Below are 20,421 nucleotides of genomic sequence, written 5' to 3' on the forward strand. Positions count from 1 at the left end.
CATCAGCCATCACCCTTTAAAATGAATTCTATGAAAGTTTATGCTTCTATAGTCTTTTTCCCAATATACTGATTGCTGGTTTGCCATCTTCATACGTTGTATGAAGCAGATCAAGAGAATGCTTATTGTAAAATGACAGCCCCTTGGTATTACCAGCCGCAGTACCTAAATGATAGCCCGGCACACGACGCTTTCGAAGATTTTCTTCATAGGCTGACAAAAGCATACTCCCATAGCCTGATCGCTGATACGCTGGAAGTATATTAATATGCAAATGCGCCGGATAATTGGCCAAATTAATCCCCGTTTCATGAATCCGCGTAAACAATAAAAGCTTCCGATTCTCCTCAAGGTATTCGAAGGCTTGTGCTTCAAGCTCATCAAACCGACTTTTTAGTTTGGGAAAATAAGTCTTATCGAATTCACTCTCGTATGCAATTGTATCCGTTGCACAAACGATATACCCTACTACCTTGCGGGTGTCAGGGTGCTCAAGAACATAACAATTTTGCGGCTCCGTAACAATGAATTGTCTTATCCACCGTAGTGCAAGCAATTCATGATCCGCAACAGGCGACTCCCAATGGCAAGCCATAATTACCTCTGCAATATCGTGCTCATCTGTTTGTCTGCTCTCTCTTATTATCATCTGCATAATATAATCTCAGTTCTCCTTTATGTATCTTGTCATAGGCGCAACCTCAATTGGGCCCTTTACGGTGTAGGTACAATTTTATTCTAGTACAACTTCCATAATAAGTTAACCCCACGCTAGACTCTACGGATGTAATGGCAGAATGATTCCACCCGAGTAGCCCCCATTCAAGCCATGGTTATAATTTACAGGTTCGTTTATAATGATATTATCGAATGAATGGAGGGATCACATGCGAAAGCTTTCTCTTCAAGATGTCCAAAGCAAGAAAAACAACAGTAATTCAGATGTGAATCTCGCTGTTGCAAAATTTCGAGAAAAGACGATTGAAGAGGGTTGGTCCTTATCTCGTAATCGCCCAAGATCTGTAGACGAAATAAAAGCTTTAAATTATATAGCCAGGTTTACTATTCTAAAGGGCATCCAGTCAGGCACCATTGCTTACGATAAAGAAAAGAGGGTGCTTCGGATTGAGCGATATACAAAAGGCTAAAGAAGCCCTTGCACAACTTCACGACAAATCTAAGTTTGAAAAATAGATTAGATTATATAAGGCCCTGATTGCGGACAGGGAAAAAGGCATTGACCACTAGGTTACCATCAGGTCAGTGCCTTTTTTACATATGTGTGCGGTGCTTCAGGATAGAAGACTCCCACTCTTTCGGTATGCCTTCCTTAAACACCTTATTCAGCTTTGATCTAGTTGGAGTATCACTGAATTAGCCGAGATTCCCGGACAAGACATTCATTTCTTCTTCCTAATCGTCGTTGTCACCGCTGTAACAATTCATACATTCGGTCGGCAGGTTCAGGCCCGAGCTCATATAATAGGCTGGATTCGTATCATCGAAGAGGAAAATCCGATCACATGATTGACATAACAAGAGTATGGGCTCGCGCGACTTGACGAGCAGTGATTGAGCCCGCTCCGTTAAGAGCTGTGTCCAGCCCGAATCTGTCATGGTATCCTTTTCATTCAGCGCCTGGATTACGCGTCGAATTTCCTGTTTCACTTTTATATAATCAATACTCTCCCACATCTTTAAAAACGGTATATACTTCTTATCTCCGGTACACAAAATCTTGTACAGAAACAAGAACATCACTCCTCGGTTGCGATCCTTCAAGTCTTCCATGCTGGTCGGAGTGATATGGTTCTCCAGCCAATGATTCCACGATTGTACAAGTTCCTCAGCTCGCCTTTCCTTTTCAATGGCCCAGCCAAGCGGAGTAAACACGATCATGGGAAGCTTGCCTATATATTCTTTTTCCAGATATCCCGTCCGGATCATATGATCCACTTTTTCCGTAATCTGTTCTAATGTAAGCTCCTTATAATAACCATACGATGGATTTCGATCCAACCCGAGCTCCAGCAGCTTACGAACCTTCGAGCCCTTCAAGATTTGCGAGAGCAGTGTCCTTCCCCCACTGGCAATGATATCATCTGCCGCGCGGAGAATGGCTTTAAGCTCGGCATCCGGCAACGGTTTCAATCGATTTATCTTGGGCAATCTGCATCCTCCTTCCAGTTTAACGTCAAACCTCCCACTCCTTGCAATGATCTGACGCCAAAGACACTCACAGAAATGGTTATATCATAAAATATCAATCCGATTCAGCTCATCCAAGAAAGCCGGGCGATTAGCATAACGCTGTCTTAAACTGCCCATGATTCTCTCTCCCTGTTGCCGTCCTCCAGCCCCTAGAAGCTTACGAATAATTTGGCATACCTGCTTGTACTGTTTACGGTTAGAAGCATACGCCATCGTACTTTCAATATGGTCTTCAAAAAGCTCGTATACTTCTGACGGATATTGACCGATCAGGTGCTTATAATAATCGACCACAGTGCCAGGATGACGTTGGATATATTCCAGCAGCCTTGTCGTTTCATTTTCCGCAATCAACAGCTTTGTGTACATGGAGTCGGCTCTCCAGCTTCGTTCCTTCTCCAACGCTGCCAACACTCTGGAGTATACATCAGGCCATTCTTCGGGTTCGTACAGGTCCTTCAGTTGTAAGTAGTATTCATACTCTCCCGACACAGCAAATTCCTCGGTTAATTGCTGTTGAAGCTTCAACCCGCCCGTGGAATTATAAATGTCCAACCTTAATTTCTTCCACCGGGCAACAAGCCCAGGGTACCCTTTCTTGGTATCCAGCAGCTCGCCTTCCTTGGCATAGCTCAGTGCCTCTTCAAAGCGCCCCTGTGATATCGCTTCTCTTATTGCCATTTCACGGATATCCGGTAATTCCATATGAGCTTGAAGAAATTGAGCTCCGCTCTGCTCGCCGTCGAACTGACAGATCAAGTGATATTTTAATAAGGCAACCTTTGTTGTAAAATAAGAATTCTCGTATTGTCCGTGCTCTCGCTGCTCTAGCTTCCGAACGCAATCCTCCCACTGCTGCCTGGTCTCTTTATCATTGACGAGTTCAACTGCTATTTCAAGCAATTGCAGATCCCAATCACCAAGCTTACTCTTCTGAGCTTCCTGCAGAAGCATGTGCAATAATGTTTGTTTCTCATTCGGAGAAAGTAAATCCGCTGATTCGACCAACGTCGCAGTCAATTGCAGACAGTCCTCTATGATCCCCCCTATTGTGCCGTCAGAATCATCGCTCGACTGCATTAAATCCGCCATTTCATCCATAACGCAGAAGCTTATTTGTGCCGCTAGAAGATATTTTCCCTTATCCTCAGCCTGCCAGGCCTTTTCCAGCACCTCTTCAGCTCCGACTACCGCACGGGAAACATTCCGATAGGTAACGAATCCGTCTCGTTCCGAATGCATCTTCACATAGGTGCGAATTATCTTGACGTATTGACCCATATCTTCAATTTCATTTGATTTCATGAAGTAGAGATCCAGTCTATTCTTCACTTCTCTCATCTCCAGCGCGTACTCCGTCAGAAGGGAGACCAGCTGTTCCTTACTCAAGGTGTTCAACTGCTCGGAAAGCAGCGACCTGGACGATTTGGATTTGCGATTGACTGTGGTGTCTTCCAGAACCGAACGAAGCTCCATCAATACGGCCACCTCGTGCTTACAGATCGCTTCCATGTCAAAGGGACAATCGCAGGATATGAACTGAATTTCACCGCTGGTACCGATTCGCACTGCTACTTCGTAATACTCGCTGCCTTCTACTTCCGCCCGATAAAAACGGTCATCCATCTCTTCCACATTAATGACATGATCGTTTAAATAATAATCCTTACCTCTGTTCACAATATTAGAAGAAACATATTTTTCAAAATTCTTCAGATTCACTCTTTTCTCCCCCTTCTTAACACCGTCATGACAGGCTTATAATTATTCAAAATATTCCCGCTCCATCCGCTTTCCCTGGGAATCGAAAATGATCTCGAATTTATTGCCTTTCGCATCCTCACGAATACGTCTGTTGTTCTTTATATAGTAAATGGATGCTCCCGATTGCTTGGCTTGTTGACGAGCAAGTTGATTGGACTTCCTGAGTATATTCTGAAGCTGTTCCCGATTTACCGCCATAACAAGGACCTCCTTTGCTTGCCGTTAATCGTTGCATTTTTATTATATACAATAAAAAGCCAACAACCACAACAAGGGTTGAAGGCTTTTCGTCTTGCTTCAATGGAGATGAGGAGCCGAGAAGCAAACGTAATTCTGATGTGAATCTCGCACTAGAATCCGAATCAGTAAAAAAAGACACCCTTAGGGTGTCCGCGTAGATTTACAATACTAAACCTCAAATAATGGTCGGCACCATTCCCCCATCCATGCGGATTGGAGAACCTTTGAATGCGGAGGCATAAGGGCTGCATACAAAAGTAGCAAGCCTGCCTATTTCACTTGGCCGGATGAACCGCTGAATTTCGGATTGAGGCAGGTTTGCGGCCATAAATGCTTTCTCTTTTTGCGCAAAAGTCATCTGCTCATCAGCATACACACCCTCAATGATCTGCTGAACATTTTCGGAGAGCGTGGGTCCCGGCATGATCGTGTTCACGGTAACTTCCGTTCCTTTGGTTAAATGGGACAAGCTTCTTGATAATGATAAGAGCATGGATTTGGTCATGGCGTACTGAGGCATTTGTCCTGAAGGCATAACGGCTTCTTCACTCGCAATAAAAAGAATACGGCCGAAGTCACACTTCAACATGCCGGGCAAATAAAATTTGGTTAAGGCGTTTGCAGCAAGAACATTGGTTTGAAAGTATTTATTCCATACTTCATCATCAACGTCCTCATAGGACATGATTTCATAGATGCCCATATTGTTGATCAGAATATCGACACTTGGGTAAGTCTCGAATAGGGCTTCCCTTTGGTCCCTGTCCACGAGATCAGCTGCCGCATTCAGAAGGGCGGTATCCGGAAAAGCGGATTTTATTTCATTTATAACTCGTTCTACCTCTTCGTTATTTCGTCCGTTGATTAGTACATTGACCCCTTCTTTGGCAAGTTCAATAGCAATGGCTTTCCCTATGCCTTTCGTTGATCCTGTAACTAACGCTGTTTTGCCGTTCAATCCCATATCCATCCTGCATTTCTCCTATACAAGTCATTTTCAAAGCAGTCAAATGCTTCGGATAGGGACTATAATACCTTGCCTGCATCTATAGGTAACTAGCACAATACGCCAAAGTTCTTGTTGAACACGCCAAAATAGAATCGCTGTTATTTTATTGCTTTCATTTTGACCCTAAATGTTCCGTACGCCATTGCGCAGGCGTATCTCCCTCCCACTGGCGGAAGGCGCGGTAGAATGAGTTCTGGTCTTCATATCCAATCAGAAAAGCCACCTCTTGAATATCAAGCGACGGGTCTGCCAAATACGCCCGTGCCTGCTCATGTCTGACCTCCGATAACAGATGCTTGAAGCTCGTGTTCTCGTCCGTAAGCCTGCGCTGCAAGGTGCGGTCGCTCATTCCCAGCTCCTTGGCGATGTTCTGAATGTCAGGCCGACCTCCCATAAGGCTGCGCTTCATGATCCATTTTACCTTCTCGGTGGTTGAGCGGGTGTGCTGCTGTTCATGAAGAGATTGGTCCAGGGGCGGGGTCAGGAGCTCCAGCAACTCTTCATTGTACGAGACAAAGGAGCGGTCCAGATCGCTTCGATACAAAGTCAATCGGTTACACCCGGCCCCTATCTTGATCGGGCAGCCGAAGTAAGCTTCCAGCGCTTGTACATCGCCCATGGAATCCGAGAATTCAACGAGCTTCGCTTTCAAATGTTGACCCGTGCCCCGCCGCCCCAGCTCCAGCAAGAAGGCCAGCGTGATCCCCATCAGCAAAGGCGGACCGGATTGCCCGGAATTCATCCACTCCAGTTCGATGGTACAATCCTCGCCGTCCTCGATAATGCGCAGGCTTTCCGGGGGACACAGTTGTTTGTAACGGGCCATTCGCCTTAGAGCATCGCGGTAGTCGCGAGCATGATAAGTCGCTAAGACGGGAGGCGGGTACTTTGCCGTCTCAAAGGCGGTCGCAAGCTTAATAATTCCCTTGGCGGTGTCGCCAATCAGATCGGAATAAGCCTGCCAGATTGCACAATATTGGGCGCCAGTGACAATGGGCTCCGTAATGATCGTCAGCGGCAATTGTGCTGTGCGGGCTACGTCTTGGGCTGTGATTCCAATCTGACGCAGTCCATCCCAAAATCCCGGCGGCATTTTAACGCGGTCAAAGGGTTGAGACTTCATCCTTACGGGCCTCCTTTATAAAATACAAATTGAGTCTATTATGAAGCAAATCATTAACAACGACAACTCAAGCCTCTACAGGTACAGAATTATCTAACTGCAAATCAGCTCTTATAGATTATTTTCACTATAGAACTTGTATTTTATTAATTATAGAATTAAGCTATCTATTCACGTTTACTACCTAATTGAAGGAGATTTCCGCATGAAAGAACCATTAAATATCATCCCGGAACCATGGAAAAGAACAGGGATTCTTACGATCGGCGGTCTGCTTATAGGAGCAGGATTGGCCGATTGTATGATTGCCATGAAAACATTCGATCTAAATCAAACCGCTAGAGGGTTAACGATCTTTAGTGCGGGTCTGACCATCCTAGTCGTGATGGATAACTCCAAAACACAAAAACAGACCGAAAAACTCCAAAATGAAACGCAACTCCGATTAGAAAGAATAGAAGACAAACTGAACGCCATTCATCAATCCCATCAAATCACGAACTCACAATATCTTGAAATCAAAGAGCTGGTGCGGCAACCCCATTCGGAGAACTAATATTTCATACTTTATTTTAGGTATCAAAGGAAAAACCCGCTCAGCAAGCGGGTTTCTGTATTTCTCGTGCTGACGCTATACAGGAAATTCCATAACTGCTTCTAGACCGCCTTGGTCCACGCTGCTTACAAGCTTAAGGCGGCCTTGATGTGCCTGCGCAATCCTTGCTACCATCGGAAGCCCCAGACCGTGACCTTGTTGGACAGACCTCCTTCTCCTTGATGAATAAGGCAATTCAGTAATCTCTGCCAATTGCTCCTGCGGGATTCCCCGTCCATTATCCCTTACGATAAAGCGATATTGGGAACGGTCCTCGGATAGAGAGGTTTCCAGTGTGATTTCGCACCCCTGTGGGTTATGACGCATACTGTTTTCGACAAGATTACTGATTGCCCGAAGCAGCAATTTCTCATCTCCTTTGATCTGAACCGCTTCATCGGTCATTTTCAATTCAATGACATACCGGTCATCCAACCCGTTATTTAAAAATTCCGTGGCAACCTGTCTCGCCAGAACAGCGAGCCGGATGTGCTTCAGTTGTAACGGCTGCATTTCATATTCGAGCATAGAGACCAGATTCAAATCGCTTACGAGCGAGCGCAGTTTCTCGCCTTGGCGTCGGATGATACCGGCCTGATGCCTTTGCTCCTCCGGCAGGTCCAAATTATCTTCCATTTCACTCGCATAGCCGAGAACCATCGAAAGCGGGGTTCGGATATCATGAGAGATGCCAGCGATCCAGTTGGAGCGAGCCTCATCTCGCGCCTTCAACGCGGCTGTCTTCTTCTGAAGTATAGCCGATGCGGAATTAATACTCCGGGCCAAATCGCCGAATATCTCTTTGGAGTTCAACCGGACCGGTTCCTCCCTGGCAATGCTGTGGACTCCATCCACAAGAGGACGTATCCCTCTCATGAGACGCATTCCAATCACGACAGAGATCAGCAGGGCCACTGCTGCATTAAGGAGCAACAGCATCACAAGCCGCAGGGGCAAAGAACTCATCCAGTCAGAAAGAACATCGAATTGATATTTCCAATGACTTTTCTTAGGATACCCTACCACAACCAAGCCATCCTCATGCTCCCAAATATAGACCGGATACTCCATAAGATAATACCGTGAAAACAAGGCTACATCGACCAGATTATAGGTTCGCGGAACATCATTAGGCAATCGGTAGTCCCATTGTACTTGGCCATCTTCACCGAGCAGCATAGCCCAAGCTTCATTGTGCTGCAGAAGTTCGGTGACTTGCTCGTCCAGATCATAGCTTTCGTTCTGGCTGTTCAAGCCTTGGGCCACTTGCCTGAGCACGACTTCCGGAGACGGGCGCTGGTTAATCTCCTTAAATACCAGCATGCCCAGTACCACGAAGTTAAAAATAAGTAAAAATATCGAGATGAAAATGGTCGTCGCGACAAACCCTCGTAATATGCGAATGATTCCCCTCATCAGCGTATCGCCTTCACCAGCATCTTATATCCCAGTCCTCTTACCGTTAGAAGGTGAACCGGGTTGGAGGGATCCATCTCGATTTTTTCACGTACTCGCCTGATATGGACCATTAATGTATTTTCGTAGCCATAGCTGTCATCCCCCCAGACGGCCTGGCATAAGGCATCGCTCGTGACGATTCGGCCCTGGTTCTCGTACAACTTCACAAGAATGGCATGCTCCTTTGCCGTCAATGGCAGCTCTATCTGATTCCTGTGAACTATAGCGCTGTCCAGATCAATGATATATTCCCCTAATTGAAAGGCAGATAGACGCTCCGCCACGGGGGAGGAGTAGACTCGCTTTAAAATTGCCGTCAGCCGTAGCACCAACTCGCGCGGCAGGAACGGCTTCACCATGTAGTCATCTGCCCCCAAGCCCAATCCGAGTAACCGGTCTTCATCCTCTCCCCGGGCGGATAAAAAAAGAACCGGCATGTCCAAGAACTGTTTAATAGAAGAGAGCAGTGAGAATCCGTCACCATCCGGCAGCATGACATCGAGAATCGCGATATCCGGCTTGCCCGTACGGCAGATCGACAGAGCTGAAGCGCAGTCGGCGGCGGAATAAATGCGGAAAAAGCCCTCTTTTCTTAAAAAGCTTTCAATCATTATTCTGATTTCAGGTTCATCATCCACAATTAATATTTTTTTGCTTTTTAAATTGTCCAAGCTGCATCACCTGATTTTTATTATACATAAAAATGCGAATTATCTATGTTTCCCAAACCTATTTAAGGTTGTTGTAAGGTTCTATTAAGACTGAGGAAAGATGGATTCATTACTGTTGAAACAGAGGGGAAATATCCAAGGTGAAACGGCTGTCGTCTTCCCTATATTTTCAAAAAATTTGAATGGAGCTGACTTTTCATATGAGTAGTTCTACTATTGTCCAAACGCACAACCTGTCCAAAACGTATGAGGCTGTTAATCGTGTAAATAGAGTTAATCTTCATGTTCAGGAAGGAGAAATCTACGGGTTTCTAGGTCCAAACGGTGCGGGGAAAACGACCACGCTAAAAATGCTGCTCGGACTCATCAAGCCTTCTGAAGGGACCATCCATATTTTCGGGGAAAGCCTGAGCAAACATCGCCCGTCCATTCTGCAACGTACCGGATCGCTGATAGAGTCTCCCTCCTACTATGGACATCTAACGGGGCTTGAGAATATGAAGGTCATGCAACGCCTGCGTAACGTGCCGGATAAAAACGTCGATGAGGCGCTTCGGATCGTGCGGCTGGAAAATCAGAAAGACAAAAAAGCTGAACAATACTCGCTAGGAATGAAGCAACGGCTGGGGATCGCAATGGCCCTGCTCGCCTTCCCCAAACTGCTAATCCTCGATGAGCCAACGAACGGTCTGGACCCCGCAGGCATTGGTGAAATCCGGGAGCTCATTAAATCATTACCTGCACGCTATGGAATAACTATCTTGCTCTCCAGCCACCTTCTCTCGGAGATTGAACAAATCGCCACCTCGGTGGGCATTATCAGCGAAGGGAAGCTGCTATTCCAGGGAAGTATGGCAAGCCTTCAGCATGAAAGCAGAACCTCCATCCTTCTAAAAACCGGAGACAATGTTAGAGCCGAAAAGATACTTCTCGCTAGAGCTTACAGTCCGGCCCGAATGGGCAGCCGGCTTAAGTTCGCCAATATTGCGGACACAGAGGTGGCGGAAATGAACAGACTGCTTGTTGAACATAATGTTCCAGTCACCCGGATCGAGGAGCAGAAGAAAAGTCTGGAGGATATATTTCTGGAGCTGACGGGGAAGGAGCGGAGCTTGTGATCAAAATACTAGGGCTGGAATACTTCAAAATTCGCCGCAAAAAAATATGGACCATGATTATATTATTTCTTGTCGTGGAGATGCTGTGGGCCTTCATGTCCATCAGTCGGTCTATTGCCGGCAATCCGGATCAAGCCGTCTGGGAATCTGTCTTTTTTAGCATATCGTCCATGAACGGACTTTTTATGCCGATTATTTCGGCCATTGTCGTCTCCCGGATCTGTGATATGGAGCATAAAGGAGCAACCTGGAAAATGCTTGTTGCTACCAATGTGAGCCGCAGCCATCTCTACGCAGCGAAGTATATTTGCGCGAATAGTCTTCTCCTATACGGCATCCTTGCCCAGGGCGCACTTATGATTGTGTTCGGTTTGATAAAGGACTTTCCCGGCGCCCTCCCTATCGAATTGCTGAGCCGCTTCATTGGTGGCAGCCTGCTGACGACTCTCGCTATTACGGCTCTTCAGCAATGGATTTCTATGGCCATCAAGAATCAAGCCTTTGCACTGTGCCTGGGGATGCTGGGCGGCTTCATCGGCATGACCGCCGGTCTGTTCCCGGATGCTGTCAGACATATTTTTATCTGGTCTTATTATTTGGATCTCAGCCCGGTTACTTATCTATACGCTGAGCCTTCGGGCAGCTATATGGCACAGCTTGTAAGCCCTGGCATCGTAGTGGCTGCGCTAATCATGACCATCTTGTTCTATATCGCCGGAAGCATCCATGTCACCCGGCAGGAAATTTGAGGAGGGAATCTGATGAGACGAAGTATCTCTGCTGAATTGCTCAAATTGCGGCATTCCCGGATAGGCCTGGTACTCGCTGTACTTCCTGCCATAAGCCTGCTGATCGGATGTGCAAATTATTATGTGAACCAAGGAGTCCTGCAAAACGGCTGGTACAGCTTGTGGACCCAGGTCAGCCTGTTTTACGGGGAGTTTTTTCTGCCTATCCTGATCGCCATCTGCTGTTCCTATATATGCAGACTGGAGCATCAGAACCGAAATTGGAATATGGTGTTGTCCTCTCCTGTAAGAGTCGCTAGTGTGTATTTTGCCAAATTAATTGTCGTTAGCATTCTAATCTTGCTCGCACAAGCACTGTTCATGGGACTATACTGGCTTGCAGGTACCCTGTTCTCCTTACCCGGTCCTTTCCCGCTAGAGACTATAGGCTGGACGTTACGCGGGTGGTATGCTTCTATATCCATTTGCGCTCTGCAATTGGGGCTGTCGCTGCGGATCCGTAGCTTCGCTACGCCTATCGGCATTAGTCTGTGCGCAGTTTTTATCGGGCTGGGTATGTATGTTGTCAAAGCGGGTGTATTTTTCCCGTTCTCGCTGCTCACCATCGGCATGAGCGTGCTGAGTCAAGATAAGCTGAGTAGCGTACAAAATATTCTGTTTTGGTTGATGAATATGGCTTTCATAATTCTTTTTGCGACCATGTCTATTCGACGGCTAAAGAACAAAGATATTGTCACATCCTGATTGCGCTTAGGAGGAACTTTGGATGAAAAAAATATTGCTAGTGTTAGGGCTCATTATCGTGATTGCAGCATGCTTGTGGATGATCTTCTTCACCCCGGAGAAGCTAACACCTGGAAATCCTGCGGGAAAAACCGTCTATTATTCGATGATAATCGGCCCCGGCGTACATGATGGTAATGAACGTTACAATTATGAGATAACCGCCTATAATGATAAAGGACAAGAAAAGAAGCTTGATTTTTCGGCTGGGAAGCAACTGAAAGAAGGAGCTTATATCCAGTTGTACTACACCCTGATTCGAGGCGTCACACACTGGGAAGAGATTTCCTTCGAGGATCTTCCGGAGGCGGTGCGGCAGCAGTATCAAAAATAAACTGTCTGAACATCGGCAAAAGTTCACTGTAAAGTTATATACCTGTGGGGACCGCTGGGATAGGATTAACAATCGAGGAAAAGAAGCAAAAATCCACAACCGGGATCGGTTGTGGATTTTCTGTGTGGAGGCGAGGGAAGTCGAACCCCTGTCCGAAGGCAACGCCACATGGGTTTCTACGGGTTAGTGACAGTTTTGATGTCACCCGAGAGACTCCCTGTCACAAGATTCCCTTTGGGTCAGCCTGATTGTCTTCTCAATATTATAACTGTATAATTATTATAACGATTGAATATGATGATAAGGAGGAAACCTAATGAACAGGATGATGGAGATGGAACGGAAAGTGACCAAATTTGGCAACAGCCTCGGTATAACCATGACGGATGCTTTGAAGCAAATTGGACTGGATCAAGGTGACACCGTCACCATTGATGTTAGTCCAGCCACAGGAGAAATCATTATTAAGAAGTCAACAAAAGTCTCCTTGCCTGAAGGAATAAGTGCGGACTTCATGGATACATTGACGGATGTCATTGAAGAATACGATCAAACGCTTCGAGGACTTAAAGACAGATGACATCCATTCGTTATTTATCCGTCCAAGAAGTTATAGCAATCAATGTTGCCATGATTCAACGATATAGCCCGGGGGAACACATTGGAGTTAAGGAACCTGGATTGCTCGAATCGGCTGTCCATCGACCTCAATCTTCCGCTTTTGGCGAAGATGCTTATCCTACTATTTTCGAAAAAGCCGCAGCTTTGTTTGAATCCCTCGGCCAAAACCATCCTTTTCACAACGCAAACAAACGGACCGCTTTTACAGCACTGGTTGTATTCCTACGTTTTAATGGCCTGCACTTCAAGATGGACATAAAGAAAGCCGAAGATTTTACTGTAGATATGGTTAATCATCGTTTTGATTTTCAAGAGATGGTTTCGATTATTGAGGCTCACTGCATCACGGTCCCTAATTCATAAAGTACAAAACACTATCCTTTTGCGGATGGTGTTCATAATGGTGAGCCTTATTGAAGTGTATCTAATCATTCTCGTCAATGCGGCTATCACTTCCTGATGAATTCAAAAGAATATTATCTCTTAAATCAAATCCCCTATATCTGAGCATCATACCAGCTTCAATAGATAATATTCTAAATTCATCTGTATCTGTACCTGTAATAATCAAATGCTTCTAAACTATACATTTTTTCTAGTGCCCCTACGAATCCTCCACCCGAATCCCCACCACTTTCTCGGCTAATCCACATCGATACCCCGGAGCCATCTGCAGGACCTCGCCATGCAGGCGGAGCTCCTGCTCCGAGAGGTATATAGGATGTTTTAACAAAAAGTCACCCTTTCAGGTGATTTTTTGTGTCTATGATTTCATTACGCGAGGGTTCCCCATCATAACTTGATAATTCACTTAGCATCTTCTCGTACTTATTAAGATTCCTTTGTGCTTCATACTTACTGTATTGTAGTACTTCCCTCTTTGATAGGTATAACAATGTCCACCATTTACTCCTGTCGCGAGGTTCCCATATTATCGCAAGCTCTACGGGACTAGCTGTGTTTAGCTCCTCATCATAGGCATCCAATTCAAGCCTGGCATCCACGATCAAATTTTCTAGTAAAACTCTTTTGACCCAGACATCATGAACATAGGGCAGCAAATGATTGATATGTCGTTCAACTTCGAGTTCCTTTTCTTCCGAATTTGGACCATAGCCATAAATGGGGCCAACGATCTTTTGGCCTTCCAAGTAAATTTTCACTTTAAACAAATCGTCTGCGTATTCATCATAGAATATGGCTCCACCTGGAATGGAGTCTATAGTAATCTCCATCAATGCTGCCATCCTATACGAAAGATACCGACTAGGGACCAAAGATAATTTGGGGTGCAACGAGGTGTTCTTTCTCATTTGTATTACCAACCTTTTGTACTTATAATTGTATCATAATTAAATTACAATTTGTATTCGTTTTATAACATAAATTGTGTTATGTTATAATCCCTCACTTTCTTTCTATACTGATACGTGAGGTGATTCATATGAGTAATGACGAGTTCATCATAACTCCAAGGGAAGACAAGACTGTAACGATGTCGATCCGCATTGAAAAAATTCTTCAAGAACAATTAGATGAGCTTGCCCGAAAGAGCAACCGTTCCCGAAACGAAATCATAAACATGGCATTGGAATATGCCCTTAAGAATGTAAAGTTTATTGATTCTACAAATGATTAATCTATATATAAAAAAGGTGCCTTGTTAGGCACCTTAACTTATCTATTCCATTTTCAGAGTTTATCTGAAACTGACCGTTTTTTTCATGAAATAATACGTTCATGCTTCTTTTGGTGAACTGATACTTTTACTTTTTCAAAACATCCATTAACTCTCCTCTTGTTAAATTAGCCTCGAAGTCCCATTTTCTTTATCTAAATTTAATGGACATCTGACGCCATATCATTAATTCCAATACTGTCCATTTATTACTCAATCGACCCCCGGTTCAAGGGAAAGCATTTCAGTAGCTTTCCTGCGAAAGTGCGTGGATTGAACTCCACTCTGAACAATGGTTTGGATTCTCGCCTGAACAACGGCAAGCATTGGAATTTGCTTCGATGCGGAAAAAGGTCTTTACGAAAGATTTCGCTGATTTTATTGGCAGAACTGCAAAGTTAATCTTGGAAACACTCGTTGAGGAAGGATATTTAGAGCGAATCGGATCGAAACCAACCGATCCAAGACTACATTATATCCTGAGCTCTAAAGATACTTGAAAGCAGCTCTCCTCTCGATTGCCTCTAACAGCAAAGGGCCCTCGCCCAATTCCTTGGTCGAGGGCCCTTTCTGCGTCTCTTATGGAGGCGAGGGGAGTCGAACCCCTGTCCGAAGGCAACGCCACATAGGCTTCTACGGGTGTAGTGACAGATTTGATGTCACCCTAGAGACTCCCTGTCACAAGATTCCCTTTGGGTCAGCCTGATTGTCTTCTTCCGTCGACCCCAGGCGGAGACCGATCGGCGTATCCCACTATAGGTTAGCCCCTACATCCGGCACATGGGCGATGCAAGAGAGGAGCACGCTCACAGGTTATTAAGCTGCGAAAGCGTAGTTGTTTTGTTGTTTGCCATTTAATAGGCTTTAGCGTTGATAAAGCGGCCGCGTCCCCACTACCCGCTACCCATGCTCGATCTACCCCCGTCGAATCCAAAAACGCCCCCGTAATAAAAGGTGGTTCCCGGTTAACGGTCAAGCCAAGCATGAATGCTGTGTTCTTTCCTTAACCTTCATGTAGTATACCACATATGACGCGGAATTTGCCTGGTGAATCACTGGCAGCCGTGCCAAGCGGTAGAAATAATTGTAGCAAGGCGCAAGCCGAAAAGCAAATTCACCCCTATAAAAAGCCGAGAAAATCTCAATAACTGTATAAATATTCCTTCATTCTGCTGTTCATTCATGGTAAGATCATAGCATTCCATTTTCCTATTGGAATAATACGTTAATAATGGGGGTAAATTATGATTTCCAGCACCAAGAAGCATAAGCTGCCGAGGCTTTTGCTATCCTGCGTAATCCTGCTCAGCTTGTTTGCGATGCCTTTCGCCGCGGCGGCTGAAGCTGTGGAGCCTGAATTGAACTGGATTGAGGGATCCGGTCAGAAGGTTCGGTTGTCCAATATCGCCGAGCTGACATTACCGGAAAATTACTTTTTCCTTGATGAGGACGATACGATTGCGTTCATCGAAGGCTTTCAGGATCTTCCTTCATACAGGGAAATCGGATATGTAGAGCCTGCGTATGAGGATACGATGTGGAGCGTGTACTTCGAATATGATGAGACCGGTCATATCGAAGACGAGGAGAAATCCGACATCGACGCCAAGGCCCTGCTCAAGAGCTATAAAGACGGGCAAGAAGCGGCAAACGAGGAGCTGCCGGAATACAATCATCTCTTCGTGGATGGATGGTTCCAGGAGCCGGCCTATGACGACTCGCTTCGCAGTCTGACTTGGGCCCTGCTGTTGCACGATATTGATGGAGAGCCGCTGATCAACTACAATGTGCGTGTCCTTACCCGTGTCGGATACATATCCGCTATTCTTGTCTCTGACCCGGAGAACCTGGCCGCGGACCGCAGCATGTTTGAGAGCGAGATCCTCCCTAATCTGACGGTAACCTCCGGCAATACCTACGCTGATTTCGATCCTTCCAAGGACAAGAAATCTTCCTTAGGTCTGACGGGGCTCATTCTGGGCGGAGCAGGCGCTGCTGTAGCCAAGAAAACAGGCCTCATCGCACTGATCACCCTGATCATCAAAAAGTTCTGGTTCCTGATTTTTGCACCCTTCCTCTGGTTCGGGAAGCTGTTCAAGAAGAAGAACAAGGACACAGGGCCGGTGCAAGACACCCTGCCTGCCGATCACTCTGGTTCCGGCCCGGATATGGCTCCGAATGTGCAGAACTATCAGCAGCCATCAGCCGAGCAGCCGGATCAGAATCGCTTCCGCTCCAAATTCGAGGCGGAGAACGATCCGAACAACAAGCCGCCAACCTCGATGTAACGGCTGCTGCCTGCAGCTCTTCAATAAATGTTTCAACACACAATAGCTTGAAAAAATAATAAAACCGGGGGCCGCTGCATGGACTCCCGGTTTTGTTGTATACAATTATCGGCCTTATTTTACCGTTTGAGAGAGTCCCTCCTCCCTCTCTTCTGACACTCGAACCCACAGCGAACAAGCAAAGGCCGCCATTAAAATACCGGCGAAGACAAGGAGCAGCAGTGCAGTCTGCCCGCTTCCGAGCAAAGTTGCGGCTAGTATCGGACCCACGCTGGCCCCGGCAAACAAGACAAAGGTATAGACTGAGGTCGCCACGCCCCGATTCTCGTTGCCAAGTTCCCCGATCAGGGATATTAGCGCCGGCACCACCACGGCAATTCCTGCCACAAATACCACGCTCATCGTCACATACAGCACCAGATGCTGCACCAAGGACATGACGGTCAAAGCCCCCAGCGAACCCGCTAATCCGGCGCGAAGCACCTGAAGCCTGCCCCATTTTCGGCACATCCCGCCTGCATAGAAGGACAAAACCATCCCAACCATCCCGAGAGAGCGAATCCCCAAGATATCCATATCACCAAGCGAATACGGAGCCTGACTCAGAAGTGACCCCAACACACTGTACATCCCCACAAAGCTAAGCAAAATAGTCAAAGTAATGCCGTAGCACAGCAGCAGGTTCCGCCGCGATAGCACAACATACCAGCGCGGAGTTCCTTTCATTTGCCCCTGCCGTGCCAAGCCTGGCTGTACGGGAGAGGACGGCAGCCATAACGCCAGAAGCAGCAGCACCAGCAGATACAATACAGCTAGGCCTTTGAATACCCAAGGCCAGCCGACCAGCGAAGCCAATGAGCTGGCCCATACCTGCCCGAAGATTCCGGCCATTAGAAATCCCGAGCTGATGAAGCCGATGGCCGTCACTCTCTGCTCCGGAGGGAAAGTCTCCCCTGCATACGTCAGAGCCACCGGCGAGAACGTGGCCGCCGCCGCTCCCTGCAAGGCTCTAAGCAGCACCAGCAGCTCAAAGCTGGTTGCGTAGCCAACACAGGCTGTAGCAACAGTTAATACGGCCAAACCTATGACCATCGTGCGTTTGCGCCCTACTCTGCTGGATAAGGGGCCATAGACCAGACAACCTGTAGCGAAGAACAAAGAAAATGCACTTCCCGACAAAGCCGCCTTGCCCGCCCCAATATGGAATTGATCAACAAATACTGGAAGCAGCGGCACCGTTACATATAGAGAAGATAAAATAAACAAGGCCGCTCCAAACAGTAAAAGTCGGATCATTAAATAATTCGTGTGCACCCACGGAAGGCTGCTTAGTCTAGTTTCCATCCTGTCTCCTGTCTTCACAAAGAAGTCTTGCCCTAGCAGCAAGCCCCTTGCAACCTCATATTATCCTTACTTTTACTCCTATAACATCAATCATCAGATGTTTCCTTGCCATTTAGAATACGCCCATTTCAAAACTTATGTCAAGTTTATATGTTAGGTTACCTTACATAAAAATAAAAAAATAGCTTGATTTTTTGAAAACAGCCCCCTATACTGTGAAACATCACATGAAAACGAGTTGAAAAATCGCCAAAGGTGATAAAACCTGACATGAGAGGAGGCCGACAATGGCATATCCGGAGTTCAAAGCCATTCCACGTCGCAAATTGGTAGATGAAGTGCTGGATCAAATGCAACGGCTCATCCAGTCCGGCCAATACAAAAGCGGGGACAAGCTACCTCCTGAACCCGAGCTCATGAAGCTACTGGCGGTGGGGAGATCCACCATCCGAGAGGCCGTAAAAGTATTAACCCATGCCGGACTGCTGGAAGTGCGCCAAGGAGATGGGACCTATATCCGGTCGGCATCCTCCGATCTTACAGGCGTAAGTCAGGCGATTACTCCGAAGAACAATACTCAGGTCATGGAGGCTCGCCGGATTTTAGAAATTGAGCTTGCTGGCCTGGCTGCCTTAAGAAGAACTACTTCCGACCTCGCTCTGATGCGATCCGCCCTGGATCTAAGACAAGAAGCCCTGGAGAAAGGCCACTACGCCGAGTATGTAGAAGCAGATATCTCTTTTCATATCGCAGTGGCTGAGGCTGGGAAGAACGAGGTCTTGCTCGAAATGTACAAGGTCGTAGCGGAAAGCCTGAAGGAAATGCTTAGCCAACTCCTTCTGGATACCCGGCAATATGAAGACAATACGGCTTATCACGAAGCTATGTACCGCTCTATCGTGAACAAGAGCAGCGAGGAAGCCAAGCAATTCGCCGCACAGAACATTGATGTTGTAAACATCGGATGACCTCGCCTTTTCCCAAACATCTGATGATATGTTGAATATTTATCCATTTATATTTTAAAGGGGGACTAACCATGAATCACGAACACGAAGACAACCAAACCCTGCAGGTCGGTATCGAGGAGAAGCTTTCCTTCGGCGCCAACGTCACTTATGGATTTCAGCATTTATTAGCCCTAACCGGCATCTTCCTGTTCCCGGTCCTGATTGGTCAGGCACTGGGCCTTGATTTTGAAGTCGTCGGTTATCTGATTCAAGCCTGCTTTCTGACGACGGGACTGGTGACGATCCTGCAATCGGGCAAAATGCTGCGACTCCCGGTGGTTCAAGGTCCTACCGCTGCCTTCTTTGTAGCTATCCTTTCGGCTAGCGCCAGCGTCGGACTGGGTACAGCGTTCGGCTCCATGGCTGTAGCAGGCATCATCTTTATGCTGCTGGCCATTCCCATTCGCAGATTTGGTCTCATCGGCCACATCAATAAATTCATTGCCCCGCCGATCGTTTACGGCACCCTGCTGGTCATCATCGGTGCTCAGCTTGCAGACATCGGCCTCAAGAACTGGTTCGGCAGCGCCAACATCGGCATGAACTTTACTGCCTCCCTCATTACCGTGGTCTGTGTGCTCGTCTGCATGATCTTTGGGGGTAACACCATTATCCGCCGAGGCGCCCTGCTTTGGGGAATCATTGTAGGCACCCTCTTCTTCTCTATCTTCGGTTCGGTCGACTTCTCAGCCGTTGCTTCCGCTGGATGGTTCCGCCTGCCACAGATTTTCCCCTTTGGATTCGGCATCTCCATTCCCGTCGTCATCCTAATGCTGCTAGCCTTCCTGCAAGCCTCCGCCGAAGCGGTCGGCATGTATACGCTCCTCACCAAATGGGGCAAGCAAGAGCTCGATAGCTCCCGCGTCAACCGCGGCCTGTTCGGGGAATTCCTCGGCTGTACCATAGGCGCCGTGTTTGGCGGGCTTGGAACAACCTCTTACCCTGAAAACATCGGTATCATCCGCGTTTCAGGCATCGGCAGCCGTTATGTCACCATGACCGCCGGGGTGATGGCCGTCATTTTAGGACTCATCCCTAAGGTAGGTTTGTTCATCGCCTCACTTCCCGGAGCCGTCCTGTCCGCCGCCTCCACCATCCTGTTCGGAATCATTGCCATTAGCGGAATCCAGATGGTGAGTAAAGTCAAATGGGATGAATTGAATCTGGCTGTGGCCGGTTCTTCCTTCATCATCTCCCTTGGCACCATGTATCTCCCGGCTGAACTGACTGCCGGACTCCCGCTCGCCATTCAGAGTATCGTCACTCAACCTATGCTCGTCGGCGTTATTATGCTGATCGTGCTGAATACAACGATCAACGTGTGGATTCGTCCTATGTTGGAACGTCGCGAAGCGACACTGAAGCCACAAGACCCTATGCCAACGGAAGCCGCCTAACCAGGCAACCCGTAATCAACCAACCTAT

General features: G+C 46.9%; 22 protein-coding genes and 1 other RNA gene. 12 read left to right on the plus strand and 11 right to left on the minus strand.

From position 1 onward, the window contains the following. Window positions 1-46: 46 nt before the first annotated feature. Window positions 47-649, minus strand: coding sequence for a GNAT family N-acetyltransferase (locus tag KI362_RS05815; protein WP_301625581.1), 603 nt, complete (start codon window positions 647-649; stop codon window positions 47-49). A gap of 238 nt (window positions 650-887) precedes the next feature. Between KI362_RS05815 and KI362_RS05820 the strand changes: the two genes are divergently transcribed. Beyond that, window positions 888-1,148 (plus strand): hypothetical protein, encoded by a 261-nt coding sequence (locus tag KI362_RS05820; protein ID WP_301625582.1) that lies wholly within the window; start codon window positions 888-890, stop codon window positions 1,146-1,148. Between the two features lie 265 nt (window positions 1,149-1,413). Here the strand turns inward: KI362_RS05820 and KI362_RS05825 are convergent, their stop codons facing one another. The 5 genes from KI362_RS05825 to KI362_RS05845 form a co-directional block, all read right to left on the minus strand. Then, window positions 1,414-2,169 carry an RQC-minor-1 family DNA-binding protein gene (locus tag KI362_RS05825; RefSeq protein ID WP_301625583.1) on the minus strand — a complete coding sequence of 252 codons (756 nt, stop codon included), beginning with the start codon at window positions 2,167-2,169 and terminating at the stop codon, window positions 1,414-1,416. Window positions 2,170-2,253: 84 nt separating this feature from the next. Continuing rightward, complete coding sequence (locus tag KI362_RS05830; protein ID WP_301625584.1) at window positions 2,254-3,933, minus strand: SWIM zinc finger family protein; 1,680 nt, start codon at window positions 3,931-3,933, stop codon at window positions 2,254-2,256. 42 nt (window positions 3,934-3,975) lie between these two features. After that, entirely contained in the window at window positions 3,976-4,173 is a 198-nt protein-coding gene (locus tag KI362_RS05835) for a hypothetical protein (RefSeq protein WP_301625585.1), read from the minus strand. Window positions 4,174-4,390: 217 nt separating this feature from the next. Next, window positions 4,391-5,185 (minus strand): SDR family NAD(P)-dependent oxidoreductase, encoded by a 795-nt coding sequence (locus KI362_RS05840; protein WP_301625586.1) that lies wholly within the window; start codon window positions 5,183-5,185, stop codon window positions 4,391-4,393. Between the two features lie 151 nt (window positions 5,186-5,336). Next, a complete protein-coding gene (locus KI362_RS05845) occupies window positions 5,337-6,347 on the minus strand; it encodes an AraC family transcriptional regulator (protein ID WP_301625587.1) in 1,011 nt (336 codons plus the stop codon). 205 nt (window positions 6,348-6,552) lie between these two features. On the opposite strand from KI362_RS05845, the gene KI362_RS05850 reads away from it, so the two are divergent. After that, the gene (locus KI362_RS05850) at window positions 6,553-6,903 is read left to right on the plus strand and encodes a hypothetical protein (RefSeq protein ID WP_301625588.1); all 351 of its coding nucleotides are present in this window, start codon (window positions 6,553-6,555) and stop codon (window positions 6,901-6,903) included. A gap of 75 nt (window positions 6,904-6,978) precedes the next feature. On the opposite strand, the gene KI362_RS05855 is transcribed toward KI362_RS05850, so the two are convergent. Further along, a complete protein-coding gene (locus KI362_RS05855; protein WP_301625589.1) occupies window positions 6,979-8,358 on the minus strand; it encodes a sensor histidine kinase in 1,380 nt (459 codons plus the stop codon). Next, window positions 8,358-9,071 carry a response regulator transcription factor gene (locus KI362_RS05860; RefSeq protein ID WP_301625590.1) on the minus strand — a complete coding sequence of 238 codons (714 nt, stop codon included), beginning with the start codon at window positions 9,069-9,071 and terminating at the stop codon, window positions 8,358-8,360. The genes KI362_RS05855 and KI362_RS05860 overlap by 1 nt, the downstream gene beginning before the upstream one ends. Window positions 9,072-9,271: 200 nt before the next feature. Here KI362_RS05860 and KI362_RS05865 point away from each other — a divergent pair, with 200 nt between their 5' ends. From KI362_RS05865 to KI362_RS05890, 6 genes are all read left to right on the plus strand, one after another. Next, window positions 9,272-10,189 (plus strand): ABC transporter ATP-binding protein, encoded by a 918-nt coding sequence (locus KI362_RS05865; protein ID WP_301625798.1) that lies wholly within the window; start codon window positions 9,272-9,274, stop codon window positions 10,187-10,189. Beyond that, window positions 10,186-10,938: an ABC transporter permease gene (locus KI362_RS05870; protein ID WP_301625591.1), complete on the plus strand. Its 753-nt coding sequence runs from the start codon at window positions 10,186-10,188 to the stop codon at window positions 10,936-10,938. The genes KI362_RS05865 and KI362_RS05870 overlap by 4 nt, the downstream gene beginning before the upstream one ends. Window positions 10,939-10,950: 12 nt before the next feature. Beyond that, a complete protein-coding gene (locus tag KI362_RS05875) occupies window positions 10,951-11,682 on the plus strand; it encodes an ABC transporter permease (protein WP_301625592.1) in 732 nt (243 codons plus the stop codon). 22 nt (window positions 11,683-11,704) lie between these two features. Continuing rightward, a complete protein-coding gene (locus KI362_RS05880; protein ID WP_301625593.1) occupies window positions 11,705-12,055 on the plus strand; it encodes a YxeA family protein in 351 nt (116 codons plus the stop codon). Window positions 12,056-12,371: 316 nt separating this feature from the next. Then, window positions 12,372-12,635: an AbrB/MazE/SpoVT family DNA-binding domain-containing protein gene (locus tag KI362_RS05885; RefSeq protein ID WP_212940457.1), complete on the plus strand. Its 264-nt coding sequence runs from the start codon at window positions 12,372-12,374 to the stop codon at window positions 12,633-12,635. Next, window positions 12,632-13,039: a type II toxin-antitoxin system death-on-curing family toxin gene (locus KI362_RS05890; RefSeq protein WP_301625594.1), complete on the plus strand. Its 408-nt coding sequence runs from the start codon at window positions 12,632-12,634 to the stop codon at window positions 13,037-13,039. Before KI362_RS05885 ends, KI362_RS05890 begins: the two co-directional genes overlap by 4 nt. 374 nt (window positions 13,040-13,413) lie before the next feature. Here KI362_RS05890 and KI362_RS05895 read toward each other — a convergent pair whose 3' ends face one another. Next, the gene (locus KI362_RS05895) at window positions 13,414-13,911 is read right to left on the minus strand and encodes a hypothetical protein (RefSeq protein WP_301625595.1); all 498 of its coding nucleotides are present in this window, start codon (window positions 13,909-13,911) and stop codon (window positions 13,414-13,416) included. 209 nt (window positions 13,912-14,120) lie between these two features. On the opposite strand from KI362_RS05895, the gene KI362_RS05900 reads away from it, so the two are divergent. Further along, window positions 14,121-14,315 carry a ribbon-helix-helix protein, CopG family gene (locus tag KI362_RS05900; RefSeq protein WP_016313935.1) on the plus strand — a complete coding sequence of 65 codons (195 nt, stop codon included), beginning with the start codon at window positions 14,121-14,123 and terminating at the stop codon, window positions 14,313-14,315. Window positions 14,316-14,933: 618 nt separating this feature from the next. On the opposite strand, the gene ssrA is transcribed toward KI362_RS05900, so the two are convergent. After that, window positions 14,934-15,298: a transfer-messenger RNA gene (gene ssrA / locus KI362_RS05905) on the minus strand. Window positions 15,299-15,598: 300 nt separating this feature from the next. Between ssrA and KI362_RS05910 the strand changes: the two genes are divergently transcribed. Beyond that, window positions 15,599-16,642 carry a DUF2167 domain-containing protein gene (locus tag KI362_RS05910; protein ID WP_301625598.1) on the plus strand — a complete coding sequence of 348 codons (1,044 nt, stop codon included), beginning with the start codon at window positions 15,599-15,601 and terminating at the stop codon, window positions 16,640-16,642. A 114-nt stretch (window positions 16,643-16,756) separates the two neighbouring features. Here the strand turns inward: KI362_RS05910 and KI362_RS05915 are convergent, their stop codons facing one another. Beyond that, window positions 16,757-17,986, minus strand: a complete 1,230-nt coding sequence (locus KI362_RS05915; protein WP_301625600.1) for an MFS transporter — start codon at window positions 17,984-17,986, stop codon at window positions 16,757-16,759. Window positions 17,987-18,273: 287 nt separating this feature from the next. Between KI362_RS05915 and KI362_RS05920 the strand changes: the two genes are divergently transcribed. Continuing rightward, window positions 18,274-18,954 carry a FadR/GntR family transcriptional regulator gene (locus KI362_RS05920; protein ID WP_212940450.1) on the plus strand — a complete coding sequence of 227 codons (681 nt, stop codon included), beginning with the start codon at window positions 18,274-18,276 and terminating at the stop codon, window positions 18,952-18,954. A 71-nt stretch (window positions 18,955-19,025) separates the two neighbouring features. Next, the gene (locus KI362_RS05925) at window positions 19,026-20,393 is read left to right on the plus strand and encodes a uracil-xanthine permease family protein (protein WP_044480640.1); all 1,368 of its coding nucleotides are present in this window, start codon (window positions 19,026-19,028) and stop codon (window positions 20,391-20,393) included. Window positions 20,394-20,421 lie beyond the last annotated feature (28 nt).

Origin of the sequence: Paenibacillus apis (assembly GCF_018333295.1) — a bacterium.
GTDB lineage: Bacteria > Bacillota > Bacilli > Paenibacillales > Paenibacillaceae > Fontibacillus > Fontibacillus antibioticophila.